An 11,856-nucleotide genomic window follows, 5' to 3' on the forward strand; every position below is an offset into this window, starting at 1 on the left:
TGCGTGCTGGCCGGCCCGCGCGCAGCGATCGCCGGTCGTCGGGTTGCGAAGCTATACTAAGTACGGCAGGTGCGCTTTTTGTGCAGCTCGACGGCGGCCGCGATCTTGACCATCTGCAGAAACGCGACCGTTCCTTCCTGCATGCGGATGCCACCCGAAATCGGCGATGCCACCAACGGCAGTCGCTCGGCCGTGGCCCGTCGCACCGCCATGGTGATGCCATGGTGATGCGCTCAGCGGCCGCCACTGCGATCGAGCCGGGCGAAAACCCGCACGTCACCAATGCCACGCGGCGATCAGGTCGCGACGATACGAGTCGGTGGTCGCGATCTGCGGAGGCTGGGTGTCCCAGCTGTGAAGCGATCCGTCGTCGAGGACGGCATCACGCAAGGCAGTGGCGCCGATACGGCTCACCCGATGAGGCTGACGCGGGCCACCGCCGTCCCAGATCAACCGATTCGCGAACTACGCGGCGACGAGCCATAATTAGCACTCGTGAGGCAAGAGTGCTAACGCCGCGGGGAGGGCAGAGAGACTAGAGGAGGAACAGTGAGCCCCACCAATTTCGTCAACGAGCGTCAAGTCGACGAACCGGCCATCGAGTCAGCCATCGAGCCGATGCGCATCGTGCTCGTCGCACCGCCTTACTTCGACGTTCCACCGAAAAGCTACGGGGGCACCGAGGCCGTCGTCGCCGACCTGGCTGACGCCCTGGTGAAACGCGGACACGACGTGACGCTGCTGGGTGCAGGCGAGCCGGGCACCGCGGCCGAGTTCGTTCCGCTGTGGGACCGCACGCTTCCCGACCGTCTCGGCCAGCCGTACCCGGAGATCATGCACGCGCTCAAGACGCGGCGCGCGATCGAGCAGATCGTCAAGAACGACGGCATCGACATCATCCACGAGCACACGTTCGCCGGTCCGCTCAACGCCGCGCTGTACCGGACGCTCGGGTTGCCGACCGTGGTCACCATGCACGGGCCGATCGACGAGGATCTGTATCCGTTCTATCGTGAGCTCGGCGAAGACGTCGGCCTCATCGCGATCAGTGACCGACAGCGTGAGCTGGCCCCCGATCTGAACTGGGTTGGCCGCGTCCATAATTCACTGCGCATCGACGATTGGCCGTTCCGAAGCGACAAGGGCGACTACGCGTTGTTCCTCGGGCGGTACGCCCCGTACAAGGGCGCCCACCTGGCGCTGGACGCCGCACACGCGGCCCGGATCCCACTGGTGCTGGCGGCCAAGTGCGACGAGCCCGCCGAGCAGGCGTACTTCGACGAATACGTGCGCCCACGGCTGACCGAGAACGACCACGTATTCGGCCAGGCCGACGCCGACGACAAGCGCAAACTGTTGGCAGGCGCGCGCTGCGTGCTGTTCCCGATCCAATGGGAGGAACCGTTCGGGATGGTGATGATCGAGGCCATGGCGTGCGGCACCCCGGTGGTGGCGCTGCGCGGCGGCGCGGTGCCGGAGGTGATCGCCGACGGTGTGACCGGGTTCGTGTGTGATCGGCCCGACGAGCTTGCGCAGGCCATCGCAGAGGTCGACACGCTGGATCCGGCCGCCTGCCGCCGACATGTCGCCGCGCACTTCGGGTTCGGCCACTTCGGTTCGGGTTACGAACGCATCTACCGCGAGGTGGTCGACGCGGCGCGCGGTCAGCAACCGCTCGCGATGCGTCAGATCGTCACGCCGACCAGGTCGAGGCGCGGACGCATATGACCGCCCCGTCCGCTCTCAACGCAGGCGAACCGGCCAGTCTGGGGTTCGGCGGCGACGCGGTGACCCTGGTGGAGGGCGCCACCTTCTGCCGGTCCGACTACGACGGCGACGTGCAGGAGGGCCGCTCACACGGGCTGTTCTTCCGCGACTCCCGGGTGCTGTCCCGGTGGGAACTGCGCGTCGACGGCCGGCCGCCCGAGCCGTTATCCGTCGAAATGCCCGAGGCGTTCGCCGCGCATTTCGTTTCGCGTCGGGCACCGCTGGCCGGGCTGGCCGACAGCACGCTGCTGGTGGTGCGCGAACGGTTGGTGGCCGACGGGATGCGGGAGACGATCTCGCTGCAGAACCTCGGCACCGAACCCACCGTGGTGGCCGTGGAACTGCACGCGGACGCCGACTTCGCCGACCTGTTCGCGGTCAAGGAGGGCCGCCCGGCCCCCAGCAGCGCCGAGATGACCGTCGTCAGCGGCGAACTCGTCCTTCGGGACCGCACCGACCACGTGCGCGGTCTGGTCGTGTCGGCGTCGGGGGACCCGACCGTGGTACCGGGGACGTTCAGCTGGCGCATCGTCATTCCGCCGCGCCAGCGGTGGCAGACCGAGGTCGTCGCACAGCCGACGTGGTCCAACCAGAGCGTCAAGAGCCGCTTCCGGTCGGGCGAGCTTCTCGAGTCCAGCGCGCCCGCACAAAAGCTGCAGGCATGGCGCGGCACCGCCACCAAGGTCGACCCCGACCACAGGGTGCTCGCAGAAGTGTTGCGGCGCACCGAAAGCGACCTCGGCGCGCTGTTGATCCACGACGAAGCCGGCGAGAAGAGACCGTTCGTCGCGGCGGGTGCCCCCTGGTACATGACGCTGTTCGGCCGCGACAGCATCCTCACGGCGTGGATGTCGTTGCCGGTGGACTACGGGTTGTCGCTGGGCACTTTGGAGCAGCTGGCCGAGACCCAGGGCCGTGACGTCGATCCGGTCACCGAGGAGCAGCCCGGGCGGATCATGCACGAGTTGCGCCGCGGACCGCTCAGCGCCGCGGTACTCGGCGGCCCCGTCTACTACGGCGCGGTGGACGCGACGCCGCTGTTCGTCATGCTGCTCACCGAAAGCTGGCGCTGGGGTGCCGACGAGCACGTGATCCGGTTGCTGGTGCCGGCCGCCGACGCGGCGCTGGACTGGGCCGCGCGGTACGGCGACCGCGACGGTGACGGCTTCATCGAGTACCAACGGGCGACCGACCGCGGGCTGGTCAACCAGGGCTGGAAGGACAGCTTCGACGGGATCAACTACGCGAACGGGCGAATCGCCGAACCGCCGATCGCGCTTTGTGAGGTCCAGGGCTACCAGTACGCCGCCCTGCTGGCCCGTGCCGAGCTGGCCGAGGCGTTCGGTGAGGCGGCGACCGCCAAGCGGTTGCGCACTCGGGCGCAGACGCTGCGGGCCAAGTTCCTCGACGCGTTCTGGCTGCCCGACCGCGGTTGGTACGCGCTCGCGCTGGACGGCGACAAGCGGCCCGTCGACTCGCTGACCAGCAACATCGGTCACTGCCTGTGGACGGGCATCGCCGCGGACGAGCACGTGGAGTCGATCGTGAAACAGCTGGGGACCGACGAGATGGACTCCGGCTTCGGCCTGCGCACCCTGGCCACCTCGATGGGCGCCTACAACCCCATGAGCTACCACAACGGTTCGGTGTGGCCGCACGACACCGCGATCGTCGTCGCGGGCCTGATGCGCTATCGGCACGTGCCCGGCGCGGTGGATCTCGCCGAACGATTGGCGACCGGGCTGCTCGACGCGGCCGCCGCGTTCGGCGGCCGACTACCCGAATTGTATTGCGGTTTCTCGCGTTCGGAGTTCCGCTCACCGGTGCCCTATCCGACGTCGTGCTCACCTCAGGCCTGGGCCAGCGCCGCACCGCTGCTGCTGGTGCGGGCATTCCTCGGGCTGGACCCGCACGTGCCGGACCGGCGGATCGTGGTGACCCCGAAGCTCCCGGAGTCCTGGGGCCGCATCTCGCTGACCGAGCTGACGCTGGGCGAGGCGACCGTGAACATCGAAGCCCAGGGCGACGAGGTCAAGGTCAGCGGCGTGCCCGACGGCTGGGACGTGGTCACCCCGCAGGGTTGACCACTCCGCTCGCTAGGGTGGCGACATGATTGGTGTGACCCGCGACGGCCAGGTGTTGACGCTGGAGATGCAGCGCGCCGAAAGCCGCAACGCGCTGAACGGCGAGCTCGTCGACGGCCTGCGTGAAGCGATCGAGAAGGCCGCAACCGAGGAAGTCCGCGCGATCGTGTTGACCGGGCAGGGCGCGGTATTCAGCTCGGGCGCCGACCTGTCCGACCCCTCCGGGGTAGCCGACGAGCTGCCCGACAAGGCCAAGGCCCTCAACCTCGCCATCGACAAGGCCCCGGTTCCGGTCATCGGCGCGATCAACGGGCCCGCGATCGGCGCCGGTGTCATTCTCTCGATGATCTGCGATCTTCGGGTCGTGGCGCCCGAGGCGTACTTCCAGTTTCCAGTCGCGAAATACGGTCTGGCACTGGATAACTGGAGCATCAGGCGGTTGACATCGCTGGTCGGTGCCGGCCGGGCACGGGGCATGCTGCTGGCCGCCGAGCGGCTCACCGCCGACGCCGCGCTGCACACCGGGATGGCCAATCGCATTGGCACACTGGCCGATGCGCAGGAATGGGCCGCGGAGATCGCGGGCTACGCCCCGCTCGCGTTGCAGCACGCCAAACGGGTACTCAACGACGATGGCGCGTACGAGGACCCGTGGCCGGAACATCAGGAGCTGTTCGATCGCGCCTGGGCGAGCCAGGACGTCATCGAGGCCCAGGTCGCGCGGATCGAGAAGCGGCCACCGAGGTTCCAGGGAGCCTGAATGATCCGCACGGCGTTGCGCTTCGGGCTCGGGACGGCCTCGCTGCTGGCCGGGAGCTGGGTGTTGCGCGCGCTGAACGGTGCACCCGTCGCGCTGGGCGCCTCACCCACCGAGATCGAGGCCGTGGCCAGGCGCTCGCCGAACTACCGCGACGGCGTCTTCGTCAACCTCGATCCCGCCTCGACGATCAACCTCGACCGCGAGCAGCAACAGCTGCTGCTGCGCGAACTGCTCGGCTCCCGCGACACCGGGAAGCCCGCCCGCCCCGTGCCGGTGGTGGAGCCCGCCGCCGCCGGCGACGAGCCGCTCGCGCTGGCGGTGTCCTGGTTCGGCCACTCCTCGGCGCTGATCGACATCGACGGCTACCGGGTGCTCACCGATCCGGTGTGGAGCCGACGCTGCTCGCCGTCGCGGCGAGTGGGGCCGGAGCGGCTGCACGAAGTCCCTGCCCCGCTGGAAGCGCTGCCGTCCGTCGACGCGGTGCTGATCAGCCACGACCATTACGACCACCTCGACATCGAGACCATCGTCGGGTTGGCCCGCACCCAGCGGGCACCGTTCGTGGTGCCGCTGGGCGTCGGCGCTCACCTGCGCAAGTGGGGCATCCCGCAGAGCCGCATCGTCGAGCTGGACTGGTACGACAGCCACCAGATCGGTGAGCTGCGGTTGGTGTGCACCCCGGCGCGGCACTTCTCGGGCCGGCTGTTCGCCCGCGACACCACGCTGTGGGCGTCCTGGGTGATCACCGGCCCGCAACATCGCGCGTTCTTCGGCGGCGACACCGGCTACACCAAGAGCTTCCCCGAAATCGGGGTGGACCACGGGCCCTTCGACCTGACCCTGCTGCCGATCGGCGCCTACCACCCGGCCTGGCCCGACATCCACATGAACCCCGAGGAGGCCGTCCGCGCCCACCTCGACGTCGCCGAGGCCGACTCCGGCCTGCTGGTGCCCATCCACTGGGCGACGTTTCGGCTGGCCCCCCACCCCTGGGCGGAGCCGGTCGAACGGCTGGTCCAAGCGGCGGGCAGCGAGCGCGTCCGGATCGCCGTGCCCAAGCCGGGCCAACGCGTCGATCCCGCGACGACGTCCTTCGAGCCGTGGTGGCGGCTCTGATCCGCGCTGCCCGGCGTCGGTCTGCGCCGCGATTTCTGCCTCAGGGCTGTTGTTCGTCGGCTACCCACGACCCTGCTGCAGAAATCGATGCGGCGGACGCCCGCTGGCGCGTATGACGGGCCCAGCGGGAAGGCACCCGTTACGGTTCACGTCATGAGTTCACTGGTCAGAGCCGTGGTCGCGGTGTTGCTGTTGACGCTGGGGGTGGGCTGCGCGTCGGAATCGACTCCGCAGGCGCCGTCGGCTCCCGCGCAGGCCGACGTGCCGCCACCGCTGGTCCCGGCGATGGCATTGCCGGAGAACGCCGTCGAGGATGCCGTCGCGAAACTCGACGGCATCGCCGAGCGGTTGCTGTCCGAGTCCGGGGTCCCTGGCATGGCGGTGGCTGTGGTGCACGCCGGAGAAACCGTGTACGCGAAGGGCTTCGGCGTCAAGAAGGTAGGGGAGGACGGCGCGCAGAACCAGGTCGACGCCGACACCGTGTTTCAGCTGGCGTCGCTGTCCAAACCGCTGGCGGCGACGGTGGTGGCCCACCAGGTCGGTGTCGGCGCGATCGGCTGGGACACCCCGATCGTGACCGAGCTGCCGTGGTTCGCGCTCTCGGATCCGGTCGTCACGCAGATGGTCACCATCGGCGACATGCTCGCGCACCGCTCCGGCCTGCCCGATCACGCGGGCGACCAGCTCGAGGACATCGGGTACGACCGCAGGCAGGTGCTCGAGCGGCTGCGGCATCTTCCGCTGGACCCGTTCCGGATCTCTTACGCCTACACCAACTTCGGGTTCACCGCGGGGGCCGAGGCGGTGGCCGAAGGTGCTGGCAAGCCGTGGGAGCAGCTCGCCGACGAGGTGCTGTTCGAGCCGCTGGGCATGGCGTCGACGAGCTACCGGTTCGCCGACTACGCCGACCGCCCGAACCGGGCCGTCGGCCACATCCACGCCGACGGGCGCTACCAACCGACCTACGTCCGCGACGCCGATCCGGAAGCGCCCGCGGGCGGGGCCAGCGCGTCGGCCAACGACATGACGCGCTGGCTGGCGATGGTGCTGGCCAACGGATCCCACGCCGGCAAGCAGCTCGTCGCCGCCGAGGCACTGCTGCCCGCGCTGACACCGCAGATCGTCTCGAGCCGGGCGACCGAGCCCGCGATGCGGTCGGGCTTCTACGGGTACGGCTTCAACGTCGGCACGACGTCGGGCGCGCGGACGGAGCTGAGCCATTCCGGCGCGTTCCTGCTCGGGGCGGCCACCAACTTCCTGATCCTGCCGTCGGCAGACGTGGCCATCGTCGCGCTCACCAACGGCACACCCTCCGGCGTGCCGGAGGCGCTGACCGCCGAGTTCGCCGACCTCGTCCAGTTCGGCGAGGTCCGCGAGGACTGGTACGGGCTCTACAGCAAGGTTTTCGCCGAGATGATCAACCCGGAGGGCTCGTTGGCGGGTAAGCAACCACCCGCCGATCCCGCACCTGCCGCGCCGCTGTCGTCGTACGTCGGCACCTACCACAACGACTACTGGGGTCCGGCCACGGTCACCGAGGTCGACGGCGGCCTGCAGCTCACCCTCGGCACCAAGTTCGATGCGCGACTGTCACATTGGGACGGCAACACCTTCACCTACACCTGGGTGTCGGAGAACTTCCCGCCGGGTTCCGTCGGCGAGGTCACCTTCGACGGCGACACGCTCACCATCGCGGACTACGACGAGTTCGGCATGGGAGCATTCCTCCGGTGACCGCTGTGATCGCCGCAGGGCTGACCGAAGCCGAAGTCGCCCAGCGCATTGCGGACGGGAAGACCAACGACGTCCCGACCAGGGCCGCGCGCAGCGTGGCCGACATCGTGCGCGCCAACGTGTTCACCCGCATCAACGCGATCCTCAGTGTGCTGCTGATCATCGTGCTGTCCACCGGATCGGTGATCAACGGTGCGTTCGGGCTGCTGATCATCGCCAACAGCGCCATCGGCATGATCCAGGAACTGCGGGCCAAACAGACACTGGACAAGCTGGCCATCGTCGGGCAGACCAAGCCGCTGGTGCGCAGGCGGTCCGGCGGGGTCTCCGCCGCGAAACCCTTGCCGCCCAACGAGGTGGTTCTCGACGACATCATCGAACTCGGGCCCGGCGACCAGATCGTCGTCGACGGCGAAGTCGTCGAGGAGTCCAACCTCGAAGTCGACGAGTCGCTGCTCACCGGTGAAGCCGACCCGATCGCCAAAGACCCCGGCGACCCGGTGATGTCGGGCAGCTTCGTGATCGCCGGCACCGGCGCGTACCGGGCCACCAAGGTCGGCCGCGAGGCCTACGCGGCCAAACTCGCCGAGGAGGCCAGCAAGTTCACGCTGGTCAATTCCGAACTGCGCACCGGCATCAACAAGATCCTGCAGTTCATCACGTATCTGCTGATTCCCGCGGGCCTGCTGATCATCTACACGCAGCTGTTCACCACCGGTGCGGGGTGGAACCAGGCGGTGCTGCGGATGGTGGGCGCGCTGGTGCCGATGGTGCCCGAGGGCCTGGTGCTCATGACATCGATAGCGTTCGCGGTGGGGGTGATCCGGCTGGGGCGCCGGCAGTGCCTGGTCAACGAGCTGCCTGCCATCGAGGGACTGGCCCGCGTGGACGTGGTGTGCGCCGACAAGACCGGCACCCTGACCGAAAACGGTATGCGGGTAGCCGATCTCAAGAAGTTCGACGAACGCGCGGCCGCCGACGTGCTGGCCCAATTGGCCGCGGACGACCCCAGGCCCAACGCCAGCATGCAGGCGATCGTGGAGGCCTACCGGATGCCGCCGGGGTGGACCGCCACGGCCATCGCGCCGTTCAAATCGTCCACCAAATGGAGCGGGGTGTCCTACGGCGAGCACGGCAACTGGGTGATCGGCGCGCCCGACGTGCTGCTCGAACCGGGCTCACCGGCGGCCGAGCAGGCCGAAGAGATCGGTGCGCGCGGACTGCGGGTGCTGCTGCTGGGGTCCAGCGACCTGCCCGTCGACCACCCCGAGGCACCCGGATGTGTCACGCCCGTGGCGTTGGTGGTGCTCGAACAGCGGATCCGCCCCGACGCCCGCGACACGCTCGAATACTTTGCGTCGCAGAAGGTTTCGATCAAGGTCATCTCGGGTGACAACGCGGTGTCGGTCGGCGCGGTGGCAGAGTCGCTCGGCCTGCACGGGCAGGCCATCGACGCCCGCGAGCTGCCCGACGAACCCGAGCGGCTGGCGGACAGCCTCCAGGAATACACGACGTTCGGCCGGGTGCGGCCCGATCAGAAGCGCGCGATGGTGCACGCCCTGCAGTCGCGGGGTCACACGGTCGCGATGACGGGCGACGGGGTCAACGACGTGTTGGCGCTCAAGGACGCCGACATCGGCGTGGCGATGGGTTCGGGCAGTTCAGCGACGCGGGCGGTGGCCCAGATCGTGCTGTTGGACAACAAGTTCGCCACGCTGCCGTACGTCGTCGGCGAAGGCAGGCGGGTGATCGGCAACATCGAACGCGTCTCCAACCTGTTCCTGACCAAGACGGTGTACTCGGTGCTGCTGGCCATCCTGGTGGGCCTGGCCGGGCTGTCGTCGAGGTTCTTCGGTTCCGATCCGCTGCTGTACCCGTTCCAGCCCATCCACGTCACGATCGCGGCCTGGTTCACCATCGGCATCCCGGCGTTCATCCTGTCGCTGGCGCCCAACAACGAGCGCGCACAACCCGGTTTCGTGCGCCGGGTGATGACGGCGGCGCTGCCGTCGGGTCTGGTGGTCGGCATCGCGACGTTCAGCTCGTATCTGGCTGCCTACCAGGGTCGGGAGGCCACCCCGGCGGAACAGACCCAGGCGTCGACGGCGGCGCTGATCACGCTGCTGGTGTCGGCGGTGTGGGTGCTCGCCGTGGTGGCCCGGCCCTACCAGTGGTGGCGGGTCGCACTGGTTGTGGTGTCGGGTGCGGCGTATGTGGTGATCTTCGCGATCCCGCTGGCCCGGGAGTTGTTCATGCTGGACCCCTCGAACGTCAAGACGACGTCGATCGGGCTGGTGATCGGTCTGCTCGGGGCGGCCGCGATCGAGGTGATCTGGTGGGTGCAGGGTGCGGTGCTCGGAGAACGCCGACGGTTGTGGCTCTCGGAGTAGGGTGGAGTCCATGGCATTTCTCGACAAGGTGAAGAATCTGCTGGCCCGCAACGCGGACAAGGTGGACACCGCGATCGACAAGGCCGGTGACATCGTCGACCAGAAGACGCAGGGCAAGTACGCTCAGCACGTTGACAAGGCGCAGGACACCGCCAGGAAGTACGTCAACAAGAGCAATCCGCAGAACCCGCAGAATTGACGTATGGCGAAACTTTCTGTTTCCGTGGACGTTCCGCTGCCACCGGAGCAGGCTTGGCAGTGCGCATCTGATCTGTCCCGCTACCGGGAATGGTTGAGCATTCACCGGGTGTGGCGCAGCAAGCTGCCCGAGACGTTGGAGAAGGGCACCACGCTGGAATCCATCGTCGAGGTCAAGGGCATGCCCAACCGGATCAAGTGGACCATCGTCCACTTCAAGCCGCCGGAGGCGATGACGCTCAACGGCGACGGCAAGGGCGGCGTCAAGGTCAAGCTGATCGGCAAGGTCAAACCCGCGCCGAACGGTACGGAGGCGTCGACGGTGACGTTCGACGTGCACCTGGGCGGGCCTGCGCTGTTCGGCCCGATCGGCATGGTGGTGGCCGGCGCGCTGCGCGGCGACATCCGCGAGTCGCTCGAGCGGTTCAAGCTGGTGTTCGCCGCGTAACCATCTCCCCGGCGAGAAGACGCGTATACCCCCCGAGACCGCGGATTTCAGGGGTTTTCGCGTTCCCCTACCTGCGGTGTGGGCTCAGCTCGCGGGCCGAACTGCTTTCAGCGGTGCAGCCGGCGGCGGACCAACTTGGTGAACTCGACCGCCGACCGGCGCACCGACTCGAACTCCAACGACACCAACAGCGTGTCCACCATCGCGAACGGCAGCGTGGTGGCCACGGCTCCGCGGCCGTATTCGAGGTGCCAGGAGCCGGGATGAATGGTCAGCCCCCTGGCGTGCCCTTTCTCCAGGCACGCGTGCTCACCGGGGCGCAGCGTCGTCCCGACGAGGTCGTCGGACTCCAGGTCGTAGGAGTCGATCTGGCCTGCCAGCAGGAACTTGTGGATCTGCACCCGCTTGTAGCGGCCCGAAAAGCCTTGTGTGCCTGTGGGCGACCCGAAGATGACGATGTACTCGCGCGGGCTGAAGTACAGGAAGCGGACCTTGCCGAGTATCCCGCCGGCCCGGCTGCCCACCCAGCGGCTCGGCGTCGGATCGATCAGGTCGGGGTATTCGGCGGCCAGCAGTTCGATGGCGCGGTTGATCAGCTCACCGCCGTCCAGCGGCAGGCCGACGACCTCCTTGGCGACCTTGGCGAGCACGTCGGGATCGAGCTTGTAGGCAACCATCGTCACCCACTCAGGCCACAGGCTTGTTGCACGGCTTCGCGGATCGGCGTATCACCCGAAATCACTTCGAAAGTCCGGCAAGCCGTGCCCGGCGTGTCGAGCACCGCCAGCAGCACCGCGGCCACATCCTCACGGGGGATGCGCCCCCGGCCGGTGCGCTCGGCGATCGTCACCGTCCCGGTGCCGGGGTCGTCGGTCAGCAACCCGGGCCGCACCACCGTGGTGTCCAGGTTGGTGCGGGCGCGCACATTGTCGTCGGCGGCGCCCTTGGCGCGCAGATAGGCCACGAACACCGGATCGCCGGCATCGTCGGGGGCCTCGGCGTCGGCGCCCATCGCCGAAATCATCACGTAGCGACGCACTCCGGCGGCCTCGGCCGCATCGGCCAACAGGATCGCCGCAGCCCGGTCGACGGTGTCCTTGCGCGCGGCTCCGCTCCCGGGGCCCGCACCGGCGGCGAACACCACCGCGTCGGCGCCGCGCAGCTGTGCCGCGACGTCGTCGACCGAGGCGTGCTCCAAGTCCAGCACCACCGGTTGCGCGCCGAGCTGTTCCAGCGCCGCGGAATGATCCGGGTTGCGGATGATGCCCGCGACCGAGTCGCCGCGCTGGGTGAGCATGCGTTCCAGGATTCGGGCGATCTTGCCGTGGCCGCCGGCGACGATGACGTGCATACCGGCGA

10 protein-coding genes and 1 pseudogene are annotated in these 11,856 nt (G+C 68.4%); 8 read left to right on the forward strand and 3 right to left on the reverse strand.

Annotated features, from left to right (window positions below; genetic code table 11):
* Positions 1–54 precede the first annotated feature (54 nt).
* Positions 55–414: pseudogene (locus G6N28_RS15560) on the reverse strand (carboxyl transferase domain-containing protein); the annotation flags it as partial.
* A gap of 204 nt (positions 415–618) precedes the next feature.
* On the opposite strand from G6N28_RS15560, the gene G6N28_RS15565 reads away from it, so the two are divergent.
* The 8 genes from G6N28_RS15565 to G6N28_RS15600 all read left to right on the forward strand — a co-directional run bounded on the left by G6N28_RS15565 (position 619) and on the right by G6N28_RS15600 (position 10,497).
* Complete coding sequence (locus G6N28_RS15565) at positions 619–1,728, forward strand: glycosyltransferase family 4 protein (RefSeq protein ID WP_163906292.1); 1,110 nt, start codon at positions 619–621, stop codon at positions 1,726–1,728.
* Complete coding sequence (locus tag G6N28_RS15570; protein WP_163901723.1) at positions 1,725–3,851, forward strand: amylo-alpha-1,6-glucosidase; 2,127 nt, start codon at positions 1,725–1,727, stop codon at positions 3,849–3,851. The genes G6N28_RS15565 and G6N28_RS15570 overlap by 4 nt, the downstream gene beginning before the upstream one ends.
* A gap of 25 nt (positions 3,852–3,876) precedes the next feature.
* Positions 3,877–4,611 carry an enoyl-CoA hydratase gene (locus G6N28_RS15575; RefSeq protein WP_163901725.1) on the forward strand — a complete coding sequence of 245 codons (735 nt, stop codon included), beginning with the start codon at positions 3,877–3,879 and terminating at the stop codon, positions 4,609–4,611.
* A complete protein-coding gene (locus tag G6N28_RS15580; RefSeq protein ID WP_163901727.1) occupies positions 4,612–5,727 on the forward strand; it encodes an MBL fold metallo-hydrolase in 1,116 nt (371 codons plus the stop codon).
* 153 nt (positions 5,728–5,880) lie between these two features.
* Positions 5,881–7,461, forward strand: coding sequence for a serine hydrolase (locus G6N28_RS15585; RefSeq protein WP_163901729.1), 1,581 nt, complete (start codon positions 5,881–5,883; stop codon positions 7,459–7,461).
* A complete protein-coding gene (locus G6N28_RS15590) occupies positions 7,458–9,851 on the forward strand; it encodes a cation-translocating P-type ATPase (RefSeq protein WP_163901731.1) in 2,394 nt (797 codons plus the stop codon). Before G6N28_RS15585 ends, G6N28_RS15590 begins: the two co-directional genes overlap by 4 nt.
* A 10-nt stretch (positions 9,852–9,861) precedes the next feature.
* Positions 9,862–10,050: an antitoxin gene (locus tag G6N28_RS15595; protein WP_163901733.1), complete on the forward strand. Its 189-nt coding sequence runs from the start codon at positions 9,862–9,864 to the stop codon at positions 10,048–10,050.
* Between the two features lie 3 nt (positions 10,051–10,053).
* Positions 10,054–10,497, forward strand: coding sequence for a type II toxin-antitoxin system Rv0910 family toxin (locus tag G6N28_RS15600; RefSeq protein ID WP_163901735.1), 444 nt, complete (start codon positions 10,054–10,056; stop codon positions 10,495–10,497).
* A gap of 107 nt (positions 10,498–10,604) precedes the next feature.
* On the opposite strand, the gene G6N28_RS15605 is transcribed toward G6N28_RS15600, so the two are convergent.
* Both G6N28_RS15605 and G6N28_RS15610 read right to left on the reverse strand, forming a co-directional pair.
* Complete coding sequence (locus G6N28_RS15605) at positions 10,605–11,174, reverse strand: isomerase (RefSeq protein ID WP_163906293.1); 570 nt, start codon at positions 11,172–11,174, stop codon at positions 10,605–10,607.
* Between the two features lie 2 nt (positions 11,175–11,176).
* Entirely contained in the window at positions 11,177–11,848 is a 672-nt protein-coding gene (locus tag G6N28_RS15610) for an NAD(P)H-binding protein (protein ID WP_163901737.1), read from the reverse strand.
* Positions 11,849–11,856 lie beyond the last annotated feature (8 nt).

The organism is Mycolicibacterium pulveris (assembly GCF_010725725.1).
Taxonomy (GTDB): domain Bacteria; phylum Actinomycetota; class Actinomycetes; order Mycobacteriales; family Mycobacteriaceae; genus Mycobacterium; species Mycobacterium pulveris.